The organism is Companilactobacillus furfuricola (assembly GCF_003946325.1).
Taxonomy (GTDB): Bacteria; Bacillota; Bacilli; order Lactobacillales; family Lactobacillaceae; genus Companilactobacillus; species Companilactobacillus furfuricola.
In genome coordinates this window covers 35,029-54,284 of record NZ_RHNT01000012.1, presented here as the reverse complement: position 1 = coordinate 54,284, position 19,256 = coordinate 35,029, and the positions used below count along the sequence as shown (strand labels likewise).

The window sequence follows — 19,256 nt, the reverse complement described above, 5'->3', positions numbered from 1 at the left end:
TTATTTTTCCTACTCATTGTTATCGTCTCCCGGACTGATTATTGTTTTTCATCTGTCCGGTTAAAAAAATTGTAGCAGTCGGCAGCGTTCCAGTCCCATATAGCGCCCCGACCCGGAACCGGCATTGAACGTACAACCAAACTACTACCACCACCAACCTAACCAATCAAAAAAATGCCAACCATAAAAATGATTAGCATCTTTTCTTTTTTTTATAAATTCACTAATTGATAATATTTTCTCGTGGTATTTTGTTCGATTATCATCCTATAAAGTGTAGAATTATTGTTAGGTATAATTTCCACCAAAGGAGAGTATGGATGATGGAAAGCAAGATGTCTCAACGTGAGGTCAACAATGCAAAGTTGTCTCAAAAAGTAGCCGAGCAAGGGATGGTGCTACTACAAAATAAAAATAATGTGTTGCCGTTACAAAATCACAAGGTCGCACTTTTTGGAAGTGGAGCCTTTGAAGTTGTGAAGTGTGGTACTGGATCTAGTGATGTTAATCAGCGACATGTGATCAGCATTATTGATGGATTAGAAGATGCTGGTTTCCAAATCGTATCAAAAGGATGGTTAACACGTTACCAGCGTGCTTATGAAAAGAATAAACGTGATTATTACGATAAAAATAAAGATTCGTTATTAGCTATTTTAGCTCCTGCGTTTTCAATGGATGATCCAGAAATCGGAGAATTTCCAGAGGCTAAGACAGGGATCTATGTTGTCTCCCGAAGTGCCGGTGAGGGGCAAGATCGTAAGAATGAGCCGGGAGACTTTTTATTAACTGAAAATGAATTGGCTAATATTCAAGCTATGAGCCAATTTTATGAGAACAGTGTAGTCTTGTTAAATGTTGGTGGAGTGATCGATACTTCCTTTGTTGAAGATTGTCCACTGTTAGATAGCGTATTGTTGATCTCACAACCCGGTATGCAAGCAGGTCGTGCTGTTGCCAATGTCTTGGATGGTAGTAAAACTCCGTCGGGAAAATTGACAGATACTTGGGCAAAGCAATATGAAGACTATTACACAGCTAATAGCTTTGGTCAAAAAGAGCCACATTATCAAGAAGGTATTTATGTCGGCTATCGATATTTTGATAGTTTTGGCATTGAACCAAGATATGAATTCGGTTTTGGTTTAAGCTATACTGATTTTTTCATTCAAACAAAGCATGTTCATGTCAATGAGCAAACAATTGACATTGATGTTTCAGTGCAAAATACTGGTGAGACTTATCGTGGTGCCGAAGTCGTTCAGCTTTATGTGTCTAATCCGCAATCAAATATTCCGACGCCATATCAAAGTCTGGTGGGATTTGTTAAGACAAAGCCGCTATATCCTGAACAAGAACAGACTGTAAAATTGTCTGTACCAGTCAAGAATTTAGCTGTTTTTGATGAATCGACGGCTGCTTTTACATTAGTCGCCGGAACTTACATAATTCGCATAGGCAACAGCTCGAAAAATACCGAGGTTATTGCAGAATTTCGCTTAGACGAAGATGTGATAGTCTCTCAGCTGGAGCATAAATTATTGCCGGAGACTGATCCAACGATACTACGTTCAAATAACGTCAAAATCAAACAAACAAAACAAGTACCTTTCTTCCTATTAAATGCGGAAAATTTTGCCGGTCCAGAAGTGGCTAATTATCACGATGAAAATGAAGTAACGACTTTTCTTGATCGTTCAAGATCCTTACCAGGTAAAGGGTTGAATGAAACGATTCAAAGATTGGAAACAGCTAATGCACCGAAATTGGTCGATGTTTACCATCAGAAAATCTCGCTCGAACAATTCGTGGCTTCTATGTCAGATCAAGAATTGATCGATCTAGTTGAAGGTGTCTTAACTCCTGAACAAACAGTCAGCATCGTCGGTAATGGTGCCCAGTCAGTACCAGGTGCTGCTGGAGAGACTGTAGAAAATCTAAACTTTGGGATCTCTAAAACGGTTAATGCTGATGGACCTGCGGGTCTTCGTCTGACGCAAAAATATCAAGATGAATCAGGGGAAACACAGTATCAATATGCGACCGCTTGGCCAATTGGCACAATGCTAGCGCAAACTTGGGATACAGATTTAATCAAATTGTTAGGTTCGGCCGTTGGAAAAGAAATGAAGGAGTTCGGTATTACCATGTGGCTAGCTCCCGGAATGAATATTCATCGTGATCCTTTAGGTGGGCGTAATTTTGAATACTTCTCGGAGGATCCAGTCTTGTCGGGGACAATCTCTGCTGCTGAAGTGAACGGCGTTCAAGAAAATCCCGGTGTTGGCGCTACGATCAAGCATTTCCTAGCCAATAATCAAGAGACTAAGCGAAATACAGGTAACAGTGTCGTTGGTGAGCAAGCATTAAGAGAAATCTATCTGAAAAATTTTGAGATCACAGTTAGATCCGCACAACCAATGGCTGTTATGAGTTCATACAATCAAGTTAATGGAACTTTTGCGGGTGCAAACTTTGAATCATTAACTAATGTTTTACGTGACGAATGGCATTTCCAAGGCTTAGTCATGACCGACTGGTATAGTTTGGCCGATCCAGTAGCAAGTATGCATGCCGGTAACGACCTGATCATGCCAGGTGCAAGTCAAGATAAACTTTTAGCAGCGATTGCTGATCTTGGTCCGGAATTCGACAAGTTTGGCATCATTAAAAAGCGACAAATATTTGACGTTGCAACATTCAGCAGTGATGAAATTGAATTGTGGAACGATTTCATTCCTGATCCTGAGGGAGTTGAAGTAGTGAAAATCGATCTGACTGATGCTGACAGTATCGATGAATCACTTTTAGACATGATCTATGCAGGAACAGCACAGATTCTAGATCAACATACCTTGCTGATCTCAGGCCGCTTTAAGGATAACAATTCACTTTACATCGGTGACCTGCAAAAGTCGGCGATGAACATTTTGAAGGTGATCATGAAGTCTGATCGATTCATGAAAATGATCGATGAAGCATCTGTTCCTTATAATCACGGTTCTCATTTGGTAGATTATTTTACAGCTGAATAATTAATAAAAAAAAAGGTATCTCTGATCGTATATTGATCTTAGATACCTTTTTGAGTTTCATATATTTAAGGAAAATATCATTTCCTTAGTATTCTAATATCTATTGATTAAGTCGACAAAAGCGTCATCGATGCTTTGAAGGAAGCCTTTAGTTCTGTCATCGACGTTTCCGTTATCATCTAATAAGTTAGTAACATTTCCGATGTATGCCTCTGGTTGTTGTACTACTGGCATATTTAAGAATACAAGCGATTGACGCAAGTGGTGGTTTGCTCCGAAACCACTGATAGCACCAGGTGAGACACTGACTACAGCGGCTGGTTTCTTATCCCAAATGCTTTGGCCATAAGGACGTGAACCAACATCTAAAGCGTTCTTTAAAGCTGCGGGAACGGAACGGTTGTATTCTGGTGTAACAAATAGTACAGCATCCTTTTCTTTCATCGTATTTCTGAACGTTGTGTATTCAGCAGGAACATTTTCAGGAGTATCGATATCTTCATTGTAAAGTGGAAGATTACCAATTTCGACAAACTCTGCATCATAATCACTTGGCAACAAGTTTACCAAATTCTTTGCGATTTGCTTGGAAAATGATCCTTTTCTCAAACTACCTACTAAAACTGCGATTTTTTTTGACATATGCATTCCTCCAAATTTATAGGTTAAATTCAAGTTAGCATAAAAAAAATTTTTTGACAAAAGATTGTTCTCGGTAATTGAAATATTGGTAATTAATGATTTTAGAGAATATTTTTGATAATGTGATTTTTTTAAAAAATATTTTATCGTTCTAATATGATATCGAAACGTCAAATATGATAAAAAGATTGATTTCTTTAAATGAGATAAATATCTTAAAATTTCATAAAAACTCATTTTTTTGAAAAATAAAAACGACATCATGACATATATTACACAATTATTACAAATCTAATTGTCCTGCAATCTTATTTATTATTCGTGTAATATAAATGAAACATAAATCTTGTATAGTTCTCTCTGTTGTTCAAACAAATCGGAGGGATTAGTTGATAAAGCAATTTAAACTAGAAGCCTTATTTTTTACAGGGCTAATATTTGTTAGTTTTATGGGGTATTCAGCAAACGTATCTGCTGATGCAAATAAAAATGATGATGTTCAAACTACTGTTAGCATCAAAGAAGCAATCAAGGGACACCACCTTGATGACTCTAACAAAGATGAAAATAAATTAAATCAAAAAATTTCGTTACCTGGTAACAAAGAATTCATGCCAGGAATCAAAGGCAGTGAAAAAGACTTTGATATGCCTGAGATAGAAACACAAGAGCCAGCTGTAGAAGTATCTGAACCAGTACAACAAGAAGTTCAACCACAGCCAGTAGCTCAACCAGTTCAAACATCACAACCAGCAACAATGCAAGAACAAGTACAACCCGCTACAACATCAGTTGGAACTTTCAAAGTCAGTTTTTACGACCCAGCAGTGTTAGGCTCAAATATGGGTTACGACGGAGTAGCTGCTAATTTAAGCGTCTTGCCAAGAGGAACAAGGATCAAGATCACTACTGCTCAAGGAGACGTTTGGTACAGAACTGTCAATGACACAGGAACATTTGCATATTCAAATCCACAACAAATAGACGTCGCCATGCCAAACAGTGCGGTTCCATCATACGGGATCACTAGCGCAACGGTAGAGATCGTCTAAATATATTTTCATAACGAAGAACAACATTGGTCAAGCATCAATCATGATCTTTAAAGTGAAATAACGATTAACTCAAAAGGACAAATTCCATGCCGGAATTTGTCCTTTTTCTTATGGTTTATTTTGGGATGATAAAAGTGATTGGATTCAAATGATATTGAAAATTCAATTACAAAATATGAAAGAGCTATTTTGTTGTAAAATAAAGATAACAAAAGGAGGAACTACCATGAAAATATATGGCGTTACTGATAGTAATTTAAATAGTTTATCGGAATTTGATGCTGCCTTGCCAGTATGCAAACCTAACGATATTTTAGTCGAAGTCCAGGGGATATCGATCAACCCAGTTGATATTGCAACACGCAAGAAATTGACTGGTAGTTTCAACGGCCCCAAGATACTAGGATACGATGGCTACGGAAAGGTGGTCGATGTCGGAGCCAAGGTAACGAAGTTTCAAAAGGATGACATCGTCTTTTATGCTGGAGATTATTCTCGAGACGGTAGTTACCAAGAATACGAGCTAGTCGATCAAAATATTGCTGCCAAAGCTCCAAAGAAGACATCAATTGCTGACAGCGTGGCAATGCCACTCGTAACTTTAACTGCAAGTGAATTATTATACGAGAAACTAAATATTGATCCAAAAGCTGACAACAGTGATAAGACGATTTTGATCATCAATGGTGCCGGGGGAGTTGGTTCCACATTAACTCAGCTAGCACATTTGGCAGGATTGAAAGTTATCGCCACTGCATCGAGTGATGAAAAAGTTGCTTTCGTTAAAAAGCTAGGTGCCGATCAAGTAGTCGATCATCATCAGGACTTGATCAAGCAAATTCGTGAACTTGGCTATCAATATCTTGACTTCATCGTCGGCTTGAGTGACAACGATCCGCACTGGGAGGAAATTGTCGAATTGATCAAGCCATTCGGAACATTCGCTACGATAACTAATCTGAATGAATCAAAGGTTGCCGATTTGAAGCAAAAATCAGTCGACTTCAAATGGGAGTGGATGTTTACGAAAGCATTCTTCAAACTTGATAGCATGTATACTCAAGGAGATTACCTTTCCCAATTGGCGCAAGATTTAGATAATGGTAAGATAACATCAACGACTACCAAAGTATTTCAAGGGCTCAATGTGGAGAACATCCGCAAAGCGACCGAGTTAGTCGAAGCAGGTCATATGATGGGAAAAGTAGTAATTTTAAGTTAAAGTTTTTTCCAACAAAAAATGACAATATTCATTATGCGAATATTGCCATTTTTCAATTAATTAAATTAAATCAAAGTGCTTCAACCCGTTAACGATCCCGTTGTCAGTATTTGCAGTCGTAACGAATTCAGCAAGTTGTTTCACCTCGTCGATACCGTTACCCATGGCAACGCTGTGATCAGCAAATTTGATCATCGGTACGTCATTAGCACCGTCACCGAAGGCGTAAACAGGCTTATCTTCTAAGTCCATGCCCTTGAGCAAGTGTTTGATACCATGCATTTTTGAAACATCTTTCTGAACAGTATCGATAGAAAATTTGCCAGTCTTGAAGAAATTCAGATCGGGAAACAGCTTTTGATAACGTTGTGGACCTTCGTGAGAAACTACGATGATCATTGGAATCTTATTGTGTTTGTAGAAATCAGGATCCACCTCTGGTTGTTCGATGTGAACGGAAGCATAAAAGTCAGTCACGATCGGTTTGTATTCATAGATCTTGGTAGTATCACCTGTGTGCATGGCAATCGTGTCACCGAAGTTTTGAGCAGCTTTGATCACTGATTCGATCGTTTCATTAGAAATTTCACTTTCATAGATCAACTGGTCTCCAGATTTGATAAATGCGCCATTTAAAGTAATATAAGAATCAATACCTGTGGGTCCTAAAACGTGTTGTAATTCGTTTGTTGCACGTCCAGTACTGATTACGGGTAAGTAACCATTGTCGCGCAATTTATGAACGGCATTTGCAACTGAATCGTCAATTTCTGATTTGGCATTCATTAATGTACCATCCAAGTCGAAAAAGACAGTCCCTTTATAGTCGTTGTGCAATGTCAAAGTATTCACCAACCTAATAAAATTTTGTACTCCTACATCTTAACAACTTTTGTCCAAATGATATAGGGTATTTCTGAAATGTTGAATGGAGTTAATACATATGAAAATATTAATGATTGAAGATAATAAATCTGTTTCCGAAATGATGAGCATGTTTTTCCAAAAAGAAAATTGGGATGCAACTTTTGCTTATGACGGAAACGAAGCTGTCGAGAAATTCAATGAATCACCAGACGACTGGGATATGATCACCTTAGATCTCAACTTGCCGGGAAAAGACGGCATGGAAGTTGCCAAAGAGATCCGCGCTGTCTCTAAGACGGTGCCGATCATCATGTTAACGGCTCGAGATAGTGAAAGTGACCAAGTACTTGGACTTGAGTTTGGTGCTGACGATTACGTGACGAAACCATTCAGTCCGATCACATTGATCGCTAGGATCAAGGCTATCCATCGTCGTAGCGAGAACATCGCCGAGGAAGCTTCAAAGAACAATCCTGCCAATGATACCAGTTCAGAAGATAACAATGAAGAATTTGACATCGATACCGGCTTTTTCAAATTGAATGCAGGAACTCGTGAAGCTTATCTAGGTGGTAAAGAGATCCCTGACTTGACACCCAAAGAATTTGATTTACTTAAAACGCTAGCTAGCAAGCCCAAACGGGTCTTTTCACGTGAGCAATTGCTAGAACAAGTGTGGGATTATGATTATTTTGGTGAAGAAAGAACCGTTGACGCCCATATCAAGAAACTTCGTCAAAAGATCGAAAAAGTCGGTCCACAAGTGATCGAAACAGTTTGGGGAGTAGGCTATAAGTTTGACGACTCTGAAGTAAAGGCTAAATAATTATGAAATTAATTTATCAAAATATGCTGAGTTTCTTAGTAGTTATTTTGACTACTTTAGGGATTATTTTGTACACCGTAACTAGTACTTCCACCACTTGGGAATATAACAAGACTTACCGTGACCTCGAAGGATATGCCGGCAATCTAGAGAAAATCGCTTTGACCACGGACCAGGATACTGGGCGGATCCACAATATCACTGATGATAATATTTCGATGGTCGAGCAAGTTTTGTCGGATCGAAATGTTCGTTTTGCGATTTTTGATTATAACAACACGCAAGTGTATCCATCTTCAGTTGCGGGAACTTCCACTCATTTGAAGAAGAAGTACTGGAACAAGTTGAAACAGGGAAAAACCGTCCGTAACATTTCGCGACAAGCGGATCAAGATGGGAATCCGAAGTTCAAAAAGAATCCTGATATGAATTATGTCTACGTTTTGACCCCTTGGTTCAAAGATGGAAAACTAGTTGCAGCTGTTTGGGCAGGGTCAGATGTTAGTCAATTGCAGACGAATATTGGCGAGATCAACAATCGCCTTTATATAGCATTATTGATCTCACTATTAGCCGCCATCATTCTCAGTTTCTTACTCTCAAGATATCAAGTCAACCGGATCAACCGACTGAGAGGAGCTACCAGAAGAGTTGCCAACAACGACTTTTCAGTCCATATCGAAAGTAAGAACCGCGATGAGCTAGATGACCTAGCTGATGACTTTAATACCATGGTCAAGTCACTAGAGGCCTCAGATAAAGAAATTAAGCGTCAAGAACAACGTAGAAAAGAGTTCATGGCTGATGCTTCACACGAGATGAGAACGCCTCTGACGACCATTAATGGGCTTCTAGAGGGATTAGCTTATGATGCCATTCCTGAAGAGTCCAAGGGCCAAAGTATCGAATTAATGCGAAATGAAACAAATCGTTTGATCCGACTAGTCAATGAAAATCTAGACTACGAAAAGATCCGGACGAATCAAATCACTTTAGCAAAACGAGTATTCGATGCAAACGTACCATTGCACGACATCGTATCGCAATTAACCAAAAAAGCGAAAGAAGCAGGCGACAACTTAAGACTAGAAACACCAGAAAAAGAACTGAATACCTTTGCGGATTATGATCGCTTCACTCAAGTAATGTTCAATATAATTCAAAACTCGATCCAATTCACCAACAATGGTGATATCGTAGTCCGTGGCTATCGCGAAGAAGACAATCACGCATCAGTCTTCAAAATCCAAGACACCGGAGTAGGAATGTCGTCAGATCAAGTCAAAAACATTTGGGACAGATACTACAAAGCAGATCCATCAAGAAAGAATCGCAAGTACGGTGAATCCGGCTTAGGCCTATCCATAGTCCATCAATTAGTCGAAAACCACGGTGGCAAAATCGAAGTCGCCAGCAAACCAAACGTAGGAAGCACCTTCGTCGTCTACTTCTACGATGAAGGATACGAACATAAACAGGCTGATAAGTAGTTCTCAAATGAAATACAAAGTATTATTTCCACCACATCAAGTAAAAAAGAAACAAAGAAAAATCAAAAAGTACCGATTTTTACTAACCAAATAAGGAATTGAGATAGACATGTGAGAAATAGGACGCGCACAAAGTGCCAATTTGATCAAAATAAATCGGTAAATCTCAACTAAGAGGGGAATATTGTCTCCATCTAGACGGAGGGGCCCGGGGATACAGACCTCAGTGGTGAAATTCATCTTGGCGACGAAGGAGCTTAGATGAAGGTGCAGTTTTGAAACAAGCGAGCGTACTTTGCTCGATTGGTTCAAAATGTGCCCACCACGTTCCAGCGTCTGTATCCCCGGGCCCCGGAGTCGGCATTGAACGTAGCAACCAAACTACTACCTCCAACCTCAACAAACTAACAAAAGGTGCCCCAAGCAAAACTCTTCTGTCTGCCATAGCTCTATTCAATCCATAAAAAAAGTTCAAACCAAATTGCTGGTTTGAACTTTTTTATTTAATAAACCTATTTCTGACTATTACTCTTAACATAATCCCAACTATCGATCGAAGAACGATCACCATTCAGCTCGCTAGCATCAGTATGATACAAGGAAGTAGTCGATTGATCATTATTCTTCGAATAAATACTAGTAGATTTCAAACCTAAAGCCGATCGCGTATCAAGCAAACGTTGAATTTGGTCAGAATAATCATAATTCTTCGGATCGATCGGCGTAAAGCCACTTGGCGTATAGAAACGCAACAAGTTCTTATTATTGACCGTATCAGAGATCTGCAGTCGTTCGTTGACCGTCTGTTGCCACTTCTGAATTTTCTTCTTCAACTTTGGCTTATCAGTGAGATCGACCAGTTCACCAGTTTTATTCAAATAAACATCTTTATCGCCGTCAGCATTTCTTAAAACAGTATAACGAGGAGTTATGAAGTTCTTGTTTCTAAATGCAACGATCGAATTGTGCTGTTTCGACAACAAGTCAGTTCCCATCTCTATATAAGACTTAGTGTTGATACCAGCTAAGTGTAGGATAGTAGGCAAGACGTCGATCTCGCCACCATAGGTGTGATCAATGCCCCCCTTAAGGCCTTTCATATGGATCATGAACGGAACTTTTTGCAACTGAGCGTTGTCAAAATCGTTCCAGTCTTCAGAACTAGCACCCAGCAGTGGAGCTAAGGCAGGGTTTTGACTGTTCGACAAGCCATAATGATCGCCATACAAGACGATCATCGAATTATCATAGATCCCACTGTCTTTCAAGTATTGGAAAAATTCTTTCAGTGAACTGTCGAGGTAATGAGCTGTTTCAAAATATCCATTGACAGTCGTATTGTCGGTGTCAGGTTTAGTAAAATCACCAGTGACATCCTCTTCTGGCAATTGGAATGGATAGTGATTAGTGACTGTGATAAATTTAGCATAAAACGGTTGTTGCAATTGCTCTAAGTATTTGACACTTTCCGAGAGCATCAATTTATCCTTAAGGCCATATTGCATAGCTGAATTTGGTGTTTCTTGGTTAAAGTAAGATTCATCGAAAAAGTAGTCATAGCCCATATTCTTATAAACATCGTTTCGGCTCCAGAAACTACCGATGTTTCCATGGAAGACCGCACTCGTGTAACCTTCTTTTTGACCTAAGATCGCTGGGGCAGCTTGGAAAGTATTGTCAGTTCCTAAGCTGGTGAAGAATGAACCCTCCGGCAACCCGAAGAGGCCAGATTCTAGCATCGTCTCGGCATCGCTAGTCTTACCTTGACCAACTTCATGATAAAAATTGTCAAACCCGAGAGTGTTCTTATCGTTATAAAGACTGTTTAAAAATGGTGTTACTTCTTGTCCGTTGACCTTCATGCCAATGAGGAATTGCTGAAAACTTTCCAGATGGATGATGATGATATTCTTACCCTTAGCTTTGCCAAAGTATTTCTTATTTGGTGCTGCATAGTTGTCGCTAGTGTATTTTAAAACATGATCCATGTCAGTTCCCACCGCTGACGATCGAACTTGGCTATTTTGAGCCGTTTTGATCGAATCGTATCCCAAGTAAGAATTGAATCCTAAGTATTTAACAATGTACGAACGATCAAAGGTGCGTCCTAGTAATTGTGGACGATTGCATTCAGCCAGCATTAAATTGAAGGAGAAAAGCATGATGCCGAACATTGAAATTGCTAGCGCATTTAATTTTCTAAACTTAGATTGATCGATTTTTATGAAATGTGTCAAAAATAATACTAGAATGATAATGAAGTCGACAATATAAATGATATCGTGGGGATTAGCCATACTGGCAGCGCTGGCACCGAGTCCTTTAGAGACCTTCCCAGCGCCAGTAATGGTATTTACGGATAGGAAATCGGTGAATTGCCGGTAGTATAAGATATTACCGTACAATAACGCCGATTCGATGACGTAAATAATGCCCATAACGATATACGAAATTTTCGGTCGGCTGATGTATAAAGCTAGACCTAGTAAAAAGATAGAAGTGGCAAACGGATTGATCCACAAAATAAAGTGTTGGATCGGGTCAGCCACGCCTAGCTTGAAGTCTAGGTAGTAGGCAATGATCGTTTTGATCCATAAAAAAACGATCAGCATGGTCATAAAACCTACACGTTTATTCAAAAACTTTTTTAAGTTATTCATTTATAAATCCTTTGTTAAAGTTTACTTATTAAATTGGGCAATTAATCCACAAACGATTTAATTGCAAGTATAATATTCATTATATAAAAATTGAGAGGGAATGAAAGATATGATATTTTTAGGCCCGCTATACAATTATATAGCAAATCTTTACGCAACCAGAATTAATCATTTTCCTCTTATCCGATTATCTTTTTTTGGAGCGGATAAAGCAATATTATACACGTTGTTTTTTATTTTTCTTCGAATTATTTGGCTCCGCTTCAAAAAAGAAAAGACCTCGTTTCAACATGAGTTTTGGGTAAGTACCTTCGCATTTTACGTCTTCTTACTATTCTTTTTGACAGTATTCCGTGATGGGTACTTCTTGTGGCAATTTAAATTTTATTGGCATCGGCCATTGTCTGATATTAACTTGGTTCCGTTTGTGGAAACTTTTAAATTGCTAGGAGCCAAATCATCGCTTGATTTTTACTACAATTTGTTTGGTAATATTGGCTGGTTTATCCCGATGGGTATTTTCATACCGCTACTCGGCAAGAGAAACCGTGGCTTTTGGCATGTAGTCATTATTGGCGCTCTCGTTTCCGTGTCGATCGAGACACTACAATTTTTATTAAGTACTGGAGTTACTGATATCGATGATGTCATAAGTAATACAATTGGAACTGCAATCGGATTTCTGTTATATTTTATTTGTCATATTGTGAAAAAACGTATAAAAGAATTGAAATTATGATGAAAAATGATTAATCTAGTTTTTAGAGATATTGAAGGAGAAGAGAAGAATGACACACATTAAATTTGATGATTCAAAATTAGGCAAATTTATTCATGAAAATGAGCTTGGCGAAATGCAAGCCATGGTAACTGCTGCTGATAAAGAATTACGTGAAGGTACTGGCGCAGGTAAAGATTTCCGTGGATTTATCGATTTGCCAAAAGATTACGACAAAGATGAATTTGCTCGTATCAAGAAAGCTGCTAAGAAGATCCAATCCAACTCAGAAGTCTTTGTTGGTATCGGTATCGGTGGTTCATACCTCGGTGCACGTATGGCAATTGACTTTCTAAGTTCATCATTTTATAACGTTAAAAATGAACGCGATGTACCAGAAGTTTACTTTGCTGGTAACTCAATTTCTCCTAACTACCTTGCAGATTTGATCGAAGTAATTGGTGATCGTGATTTCAGTATCAATGTTATTTCCAAATCTGGTACTACAACAGAACCATCGATCGCATTTAGAGTATTAAAAGCTAAGTTAGTTGCTAAGTATGGTAAAGAAGGCGCTAAAGAACGTATCTTTGCTACAACTGACCGTGCTAAAGGTGCTTTGAAGAGCGAATCTGATGCAGAAGGCTACGAAGAATTTGTTGTTCCTGATGACATTGGTGGTCGTTTCTCAGTACTTTCAGCCGTTGGTCTATTGCCAATTGCCGTTGCTGGTATCGACATCGATAAGTTGATGGAAGGTGCTGCTAAAGCTCGTGAAGATTATACTTCAGATGATCTTACAAAGAACGAAGCTTACAAGTATGCCGCAACAAGAAACATCTTGTATCGTAAAGGCTACACAACAGAATTGTTAGAAAACTACGAACCAAACTTGCAATACTTAGGCGAATGGTGGAAACAATTAATGGGTGAATCAGAAGGCAAAGACCAAAAAGGTATTTATCCTTCATCAGCTAATTTCTCAACTGACCTTCACTCATTAGGTCAATACATTCAAGAAGGTCGTCGTAACTTGATGGAAACCGTAGTTATGATCGACAAGCCTAGACATGATATTGAGATCCCTAAAGAAGAAAAAGACCTTGACGGTTTGAAATATCTTGAAGGCAAGACGATGGATTTTGCTAACAAGCGTGCCTACGAAGGTGTTGTCCTTGCACATACCGATGGTGGCGTACCTGTTATGAGTATCCACATTCCAGAACAAGATGCCTTTACTTTAGGTTACTTGATCTACTTCTTTGAAGCTGCTGTTGCCGTTTCAGGTTACTTGAATGGTATCAACCCATTCAACCAACCAGGTGTTGAAGCTTACAAGAAGAACATGTTTGGTTTACTTGGCAAACCTGGTTTTGAAGAACTTGGTAAAGAATTAAACAAACGTCTATAATATATAAATTTTGTTTTGCGCCTGGGGCTTTTGCTCCAGGCGTTTTTTTACACATTTATTACTGATTCTTTCATGGAGCTGGAAATTGAAAAAGTAGAATGTAAGGTCATCGATTACGAACATACTCAGGTTCACGTAATCACAAAAATCAATTATTTAATTGTATCAACTAATTAAATGATTGATTTTATTTTTTTGTATTAAAGTGCAAGTGATATGAAAAATTATATAAATATTTTTAGTAATTAATTTTGTATGAATCCTGTACCATTCGGTAGAATCCGCCGGCATCCCCACCTTGCAGATTGGTTACTGTTCCTGCCATTTCTAGAAATTCATCTGGTACCTGGGAAACTAAATATTCATCGGCACCTTGTGCTACTAAAACATCTCGATTTTCATCTGCAGATGCAGTCCATTTAGAATATTTCATTGGATTAAAATCATCAATATGTTCATTGTTTCCAGGAGTTCCATTTGCATTTACCGTCAATGCTTGAACCCATCCATGTTCTGAAACTTGATAGAAAGTAAATCCATATTGATTTGTAACAATTCGATTTACTTTATACGAGGTGTTATATGGAAGTGAGCTACCGGATTGCATGTTAGTTTCATCGCTAAAAACAGGTGCACTATATGTACGTACTGTTACAGTCACGTTGTCGTTGTTCCCTACCACATAATTAACATCTGAAGCGGCCACGTATTCGTTGGTCGAAACTTGATAATATGTTTCGTTATTTAATAAAATCGTTTCTCCAACCGCCCACGGTGTATTTGGTGCCAATCCGCGAGTTGCTAAAGAACCATCGTTTTGATAAAGCTGAGCAATGTGACCATTTGCTTTGGTTGTAGCAATCCCACTTGCATCTACTGTATTACCAGTTGTGAAAAATATTGCAGTTGCTAATAAAGCTGTACCCGCAATGAAAAATGATTCTTTTTTCATTTTTCTAATCCCCCATTTTTATATTGATTGTTTGTATTATTTTATATAAACAATGGTTTAATTTTAATTGAATTCCAAATCCTATACAACAATTTATTTATATTAAAAATATGTTTATTAATGTAAATATTTAAAGTAAAAAGGCGCACACTAGATTCCAAGTGTACGTCTCTATTTAAATTCTCGAACCGGCTTTCGACTCATAAAGTGTCGAGATCCATAAATAATGTGGAAATAGATGGCTAAGTTCAGCATGTCAGTATTTAAGCTTTTTAGGAAAGGCCATTCGCGTTTTGAACTTTTCCAAACGCTGCCGCTGATCTCCTTACTTAAATTCTCGGTTACTATTTTAGGCTTATCATTGAAGATCCCTGATTCATATAAATAGTTGGCATAATCGTAAAAATATTTTGCAGTTTTAGGATCATCGATGTTTTCTCGGAGCAACTTGAATCTGGCTTTGGCAAAATTGAAGGTACTCTTCATAACTTGAGCGCCAGATTGAGAGTCTTTGGTGTAAGCGAATAGTTCTTCAAAGAATTTTTGATATGAGTTGATCTCGTGAATGTCCATATACTGATGTGGATGGGTCTTGAACGGATATTTCCAATTGTTCAAATTGTATTCTAATTTTTGTCCGACCCAGATGGTATAAGGAAGCTCGTAAAAAATTTGGGTCAAGTCTAGCTCGAAATATTGATTAATTATCTCGGGATATTCGCGTGGTAATAGCTTTTTAATCTCATTATTTAATGTTTTTGTGATGGTTTTGTCTTCAGTGATTTTAAAAAGCTTCTGCCAATTCTTTTCGGAGAGGAGTTCAGGCTTGATCGTTTTGATTTGTTTTAGTTGGACTGGGGCGGAGTTCATTGTATAACCGGCGTCAAAAGTATTATCGATCAATTGAAGTGTTTGGACGAAATGGCCTCCAAGTGAGTGTCCTAAGCCATATAACTTGCAGTCCTTTTCAATATTAGCTTTAACATAGGCAATGAATTCACGGGCAATTTCCATTTGATCAAGATCGATATTGTTACCAATTAGAATGGCATTGACGTTGTAATCCCAGTCTTTATATCCTTCAAGAATATATTTGTCCATCCGTTTACTACGAGATCGCTCAGTGTAGTCCATGTCTGCTTCAGTGCCTTTAAAGGTCACGTAGCACTCACGAATGCCATCGATCTCGACTTCATAGGCGATCCCTGAAAAACCACACTCGTAGGCGTCAGGGATCAATTCTCTGGCATCAAAAGACTTAACAAAGCTTGGGATCCGTTTAATTTCTCGATAAATTAAATATTTTAGAAAACTTTCGGTCTTGAAATCCTCATACAAGTAACGATCGTAATCAAATTGCATGAGATCAGTTCGAAAGGTGAGATCATTTAGTAGTTCCTTTGGTTGATATTTTTGCTCACGTAAAGGGGAGAGCGCAGGGAAGTTACTAGATATCAAGATCTTCATTTGGTTGAGATATCCACGACTTAAAGCTAAGTCTTCGTCCGCGATCAAATCGATCAAATGTTTTAATTTATTGATCTTACGATTACGTTTTGGCTGGATATTCTTTTCTTCATTATGGTTATCATCGATGTTTTTTAATTTTAAAGCTTTTTCGATCAGTTCCGGATGAAGAGTTAAATTCGTTTGGAAATTTGGCTCTTTTAAGTCGATGGCCTCGTTTAAGATCAAGTTGGTCAGTCTGGTCTTTTCTTTATTTAAATACCGATAGCTAAAATAAAGTCGCTTGTTTTGGTGTAATAATTCTTTACTATCTTGCTTGTTAAAAGTAAGTGGTAGTGCTTTGTGGCATCGAAAATCTAGTAGATCAAACTGTTCATAGATCTTAGATAATTTATCGATATTGTTGGCTAATTCCTTCATCGTGTCATTCCTTTTTTTGACTGATACATGTTTATTTTAACAAATTAAGGTATAATCAACAGTAGAAAATTATTTCACATTTGTGGTATGTCACACTTGTAATATATCACAGATGTGCTATACTATTATTTGTGGAGGATAAGAATCATGTATATAGATATCAAATCTTATTTGAAGGATAACCATTTAACAATTTATGTAATTTCTAAGAAAAGTGGCTACGGATATACCACTCTGCATAAATCCTTCAATAAAAAGCAATCTTCCGCGACATCATTAAATATTAGAGATATCGATGCGATCGCCAAGGCACAAAACTTGGAAATGTGGAGAGTTCTTCGTGAATTGGAGATGCACTATCTCAAATGAGGGAGGCTATTTTATGGCTAGATCATTTTGGGATGCCGATCCATTTTCAACCGATAATATGGATGACATTTTCAATAGATTCATGAACTCGAACGAGCGGAGTAATTCAGGTACACGTTATTTTGTGAACGGACATGAATTAACTCCTGAAGAATTAACTAAATATCAATCAGAAAACGCAGGTAAGCAAATCCCAGTAAATCAAACAAATCAACAACAAGATGGAATTTTAAATAAATTAGGACGTAATTTAACTCAAGAAGCTAAAGATGAGAAACTCGATCCTGTTATTGGCCGTGATCAAGAGATCCAAGAGACGGCTGAGATCTTAAGCAGACGGACGAAGAATAATCCTATTTTAGTCGGCGATGCCGGAGTAGGAAAGACTGCCGTTGTTGAAGGACTCGCACAAGCTATCGTTAAAGGCGATGTTCCTGAAGCTATCAAAGACAAACAGATTATTTCCATCGACTTGTCAGCACTTGAAGCTGGTACACAGTATCGGGGATCATTTGAAGAAAACATTCAAAACTTGATGAAAGAAGTAAAACAAGCAAAGAATGTTGTACTATTTTTTGACGAGATCCACCAGATCATGGGAGCCGGTTCATCTGGGGATGACTCGGGTAGCAAAGGCTTAGCTGACATCATCAAGCCAGCACTAAGTCGTGGCGAATTGTCCTTGATCGGTGCAACCACACAAGACGAATATCGCAACACTATTATGAAAGACGGCGCTTTAGCTAGAAGATTCAACGATGTAGTTATCAACGAACCTAGCAAAGAATCGTCTTTTGAGATCTTGAAGGGTCTTCGTAAAGCTTATGAAGATCATCATCACGTTAAATTACCAGATGATGTTTTAAAAGCAGCAGTTGATTACTCTGTCCAATATTTACCACAGAGATCATTGCCAGATAAGGCTATCGATTTGATCGATATGACAGCAGCTCACTTGGCTGCTAAGCATCCGGTGACTGATAAGGTGACCTTAGAAAAAGATCTCAAGGAAAAGGAAACTGCTAAGGAAAAAGCAGCTGCAACAGAAGATTTTGAAAAAGCAGCATCTTTGAAAAAAGAAATTGAACAAATTCAACAGAAATTGTCTAACGGTGCTGAAAAGCAAACTGAACCAGTAGCAACGATCAATGATATTGCTGAAGCAGTCCAGAGATTAACTGGTGTTCCAGTCTCACAAATGGGTACTAGTGATATTCAAAGATTGAAGACGATGGGAAATCGTCTCAAGTCAAAAGTCATTGGTCAAGATAAAGCGGTCGATATGGTAGTCCGGGCAATTCGTCGGAATCGGGCTGGCTTTGATGAAGGCAATCGTCCGATCGGAAGTTTCCTATTCGTTGGACCTACCGGAGTTGGTAAGACCGAATTAGTCAAGCAGTTAGCTAATGACATGTTCGGCAGTAAAGATGCCATCATTAGACTTGATATGTCAGAGTATTCTGATCTAACAGCCGTTTCTAAATTGATCGGTACTTCAGCTGGTTACGTCGGTTACGAAGACAACGGCAATACTTTGACTGAAAAAGTAAGACGTAATCCTTACTCAATTGTTTTACTTGATGAAATCGAAAAAGCAAATCCACAAGTATTGACCTTATTACTCCAAGTAATGGATGATGGACGTTTGACTGACGGTCAAGGTAACGTCGTCGACTTCAAGAATACCATCATCATTGCCACATCAAATGCTGGTTTTGGTAATGAAAATAACAAAACTGAGAAACTTATGGATAAATTGGCACCATACTTCCGTCCTGAATTTTTGAACAGATTCAATGGCATCGTTGAATTTAGTCACTTATCTAAAGGTGATCTACATAAGATCGTTGATTTATTGATCGATGATGTAGATAAGAGTTTGGCTAAGAAAGGTTTGTCATTGGCTATTAGTTCTGAAGCTAAGGATTGGTTGATCGATGAAGGTTATGATGAAGCTATGGGTGCTCGTCCATTGAGAAGAGTGGTTGAGCAGCAGATCCGTGATAAGGTTGCTGAATTTTATCTTGACCATCTTGATGTTAAGAGTTTGAGAGCTGATCTGGTTGATGGGTCGATTGTGATCAGCGAGAATAATGCTGCTAAGGTAGCATAGTGATTGATT

General features: G+C 38.3%; 15 protein-coding genes. 9 read left to right on the top strand and 6 right to left on the bottom strand.

Translation table 11 applies throughout. The features are described 5' to 3' along the window. The first annotated feature begins 320 nt into the window (after positions 1–320). On the top strand, positions 321–3,035 hold the full coding sequence (locus EKM78_RS05585; RefSeq protein ID WP_245994791.1) for a glycoside hydrolase family 3 protein: 2,715 nt from the start codon (positions 321–323) through the stop codon (positions 3,033–3,035). A gap of 93 nt (positions 3,036–3,128) precedes the next feature. On the opposite strand, the gene EKM78_RS05580 is transcribed toward EKM78_RS05585, so the two are convergent. Continuing rightward, positions 3,129–3,677, bottom strand: a complete 549-nt coding sequence (locus tag EKM78_RS05580; RefSeq protein ID WP_125770211.1) for an NADPH-dependent FMN reductase — start codon at positions 3,675–3,677, stop codon at positions 3,129–3,131. Positions 3,678–4,066: 389 nt separating this feature from the next. Here EKM78_RS05580 and EKM78_RS13070 point away from each other — a divergent pair, with 389 nt between their 5' ends. Together EKM78_RS13070 and EKM78_RS05570 are read left to right on the top strand one after the other, a co-directional pair. Further along, positions 4,067–4,729 carry a hydrolase gene (locus tag EKM78_RS13070; RefSeq protein WP_245994790.1) on the top strand — a complete coding sequence of 221 codons (663 nt, stop codon included), beginning with the start codon at positions 4,067–4,069 and terminating at the stop codon, positions 4,727–4,729. Between the two features lie 229 nt (positions 4,730–4,958). Continuing rightward, positions 4,959–5,954 carry a zinc-binding alcohol dehydrogenase family protein gene (locus tag EKM78_RS05570; protein WP_125770209.1) on the top strand — a complete coding sequence of 332 codons (996 nt, stop codon included), beginning with the start codon at positions 4,959–4,961 and terminating at the stop codon, positions 5,952–5,954. A gap of 60 nt (positions 5,955–6,014) precedes the next feature. On the opposite strand, the gene EKM78_RS05565 is transcribed toward EKM78_RS05570, so the two are convergent. After that, positions 6,015–6,797 carry a Cof-type HAD-IIB family hydrolase gene (locus tag EKM78_RS05565; RefSeq protein ID WP_245994789.1) on the bottom strand — a complete coding sequence of 261 codons (783 nt, stop codon included), beginning with the start codon at positions 6,795–6,797 and terminating at the stop codon, positions 6,015–6,017. Between the two features lie 100 nt (positions 6,798–6,897). Between EKM78_RS05565 and EKM78_RS05560 the strand changes: the two genes are divergently transcribed. Further along, positions 6,898–7,647, top strand: a complete 750-nt coding sequence (locus tag EKM78_RS05560) for a response regulator transcription factor (protein ID WP_125770207.1) — start codon at positions 6,898–6,900, stop codon at positions 7,645–7,647. 2 nt (positions 7,648–7,649) lie between these two features. Continuing rightward, positions 7,650–9,137 (top strand): sensor histidine kinase, encoded by a 1,488-nt coding sequence (locus EKM78_RS05555; protein WP_125770205.1) that lies wholly within the window; start codon positions 7,650–7,652, stop codon positions 9,135–9,137. Between the two features lie 223 nt (positions 9,138–9,360). Here EKM78_RS05555 and EKM78_RS05550 read toward each other — a convergent pair whose 3' ends face one another. Both EKM78_RS05550 and EKM78_RS05545 read right to left on the bottom strand, forming a co-directional pair. Then, positions 9,361–9,582, bottom strand: a complete 222-nt coding sequence (locus tag EKM78_RS05550; RefSeq protein ID WP_125770203.1) for a hypothetical protein — start codon at positions 9,580–9,582, stop codon at positions 9,361–9,363. 67 nt (positions 9,583–9,649) lie between these two features. Then, complete coding sequence (locus tag EKM78_RS05545; protein ID WP_125770201.1) at positions 9,650–11,797, bottom strand: LTA synthase family protein; 2,148 nt, start codon at positions 11,795–11,797, stop codon at positions 9,650–9,652. Between the two features lie 109 nt (positions 11,798–11,906). Between EKM78_RS05545 and EKM78_RS05540 the strand changes: the two genes are divergently transcribed. After that, on the top strand, positions 11,907–12,536 hold the full coding sequence (locus tag EKM78_RS05540) for a VanZ family protein (RefSeq protein WP_125770217.1): 630 nt from the start codon (positions 11,907–11,909) through the stop codon (positions 12,534–12,536). Positions 12,537–12,585: 49 nt separating this feature from the next. After that, a complete protein-coding gene (locus EKM78_RS05535) occupies positions 12,586–13,926 on the top strand; it encodes a glucose-6-phosphate isomerase (RefSeq protein ID WP_125770199.1) in 1,341 nt (446 codons plus the stop codon). Positions 13,927–14,164: 238 nt separating this feature from the next. Here EKM78_RS05535 and EKM78_RS05530 read toward each other — a convergent pair whose 3' ends face one another. Together EKM78_RS05530 and EKM78_RS05525 are read right to left on the bottom strand one after the other, a co-directional pair. Beyond that, positions 14,165–14,878, bottom strand: a complete 714-nt coding sequence (locus EKM78_RS05530) for an SLAP domain-containing protein (protein WP_125770197.1) — start codon at positions 14,876–14,878, stop codon at positions 14,165–14,167. Positions 14,879–15,049: 171 nt separating this feature from the next. After that, a complete protein-coding gene (locus EKM78_RS05525) occupies positions 15,050–16,765 on the bottom strand; it encodes a DUF6792 domain-containing protein (protein ID WP_125770195.1) in 1,716 nt (571 codons plus the stop codon). A gap of 147 nt (positions 16,766–16,912) precedes the next feature. Between EKM78_RS05525 and EKM78_RS05520 the strand changes: the two genes are divergently transcribed. Further along, entirely contained in the window at positions 16,913–17,134 is a 222-nt protein-coding gene (locus EKM78_RS05520; protein ID WP_125770193.1) for a transcriptional regulator, read from the top strand. Between the two features lie 13 nt (positions 17,135–17,147). After that, complete coding sequence (locus EKM78_RS05515; RefSeq protein ID WP_125770191.1) at positions 17,148–19,247, top strand: ATP-dependent Clp protease ATP-binding subunit; 2,100 nt, start codon at positions 17,148–17,150, stop codon at positions 19,245–19,247. The last annotated feature ends 9 nt before the right edge of the window (positions 19,248–19,256 follow it).

What these genes read in the sequence shown, in the direction of transcription:
- EKM78_RS05585 (WP_245994791.1), top strand. Translation starts at nt 321, where the DNA reads ATGATGGAAAGCAAGATGTCTCAACGTGAGGTCAACAATGCAAAGTTG.
- EKM78_RS05580 (WP_125770211.1), bottom strand. Translation starts at nt 3,677, where the DNA reads ATGTCAAAAAAAATCGCAGTTTTAGTAGGTAGTTTGAGAAAAGGATCA.
- EKM78_RS05570 (WP_125770209.1), top strand. Translation starts at nt 4,959, where the DNA reads ATGAAAATATATGGCGTTACTGATAGTAATTTAAATAGTTTATCGGAA.
- EKM78_RS05560 (WP_125770207.1), top strand. Translation starts at nt 6,898, where the DNA reads ATGAAAATATTAATGATTGAAGATAATAAATCTGTTTCCGAAATGATG.
- EKM78_RS05555 (WP_125770205.1), top strand. Translation starts at nt 7,650, where the DNA reads ATGAAATTAATTTATCAAAATATGCTGAGTTTCTTAGTAGTTATTTTG.
- EKM78_RS05550 (WP_125770203.1), bottom strand. Translation starts at nt 9,582, where the DNA reads ATGGCAGACAGAAGAGTTTTGCTTGGGGCACCTTTTGTTAGTTTGTTG.
- EKM78_RS05545 (WP_125770201.1), bottom strand. Translation starts at nt 11,797, where the DNA reads ATGAATAACTTAAAAAAGTTTTTGAATAAACGTGTAGGTTTTATGACC.
- EKM78_RS05540 (WP_125770217.1), top strand. Translation starts at nt 11,907, where the DNA reads ATGATATTTTTAGGCCCGCTATACAATTATATAGCAAATCTTTACGCA.
- EKM78_RS05535 (WP_125770199.1), top strand. Translation starts at nt 12,586, where the DNA reads ATGACACACATTAAATTTGATGATTCAAAATTAGGCAAATTTATTCAT.
- EKM78_RS05530 (WP_125770197.1), bottom strand. Translation starts at nt 14,878, where the DNA reads ATGAAAAAAGAATCATTTTTCATTGCGGGTACAGCTTTATTAGCAACT.
- EKM78_RS05525 (WP_125770195.1), bottom strand. Translation starts at nt 16,765, where the DNA reads ATGAAGGAATTAGCCAACAATATCGATAAATTATCTAAGATCTATGAA.
- EKM78_RS05520 (WP_125770193.1), top strand. Translation starts at nt 16,913, where the DNA reads ATGTATATAGATATCAAATCTTATTTGAAGGATAACCATTTAACAATT.
- EKM78_RS05515 (WP_125770191.1), top strand. Translation starts at nt 17,148, where the DNA reads ATGGCTAGATCATTTTGGGATGCCGATCCATTTTCAACCGATAATATG.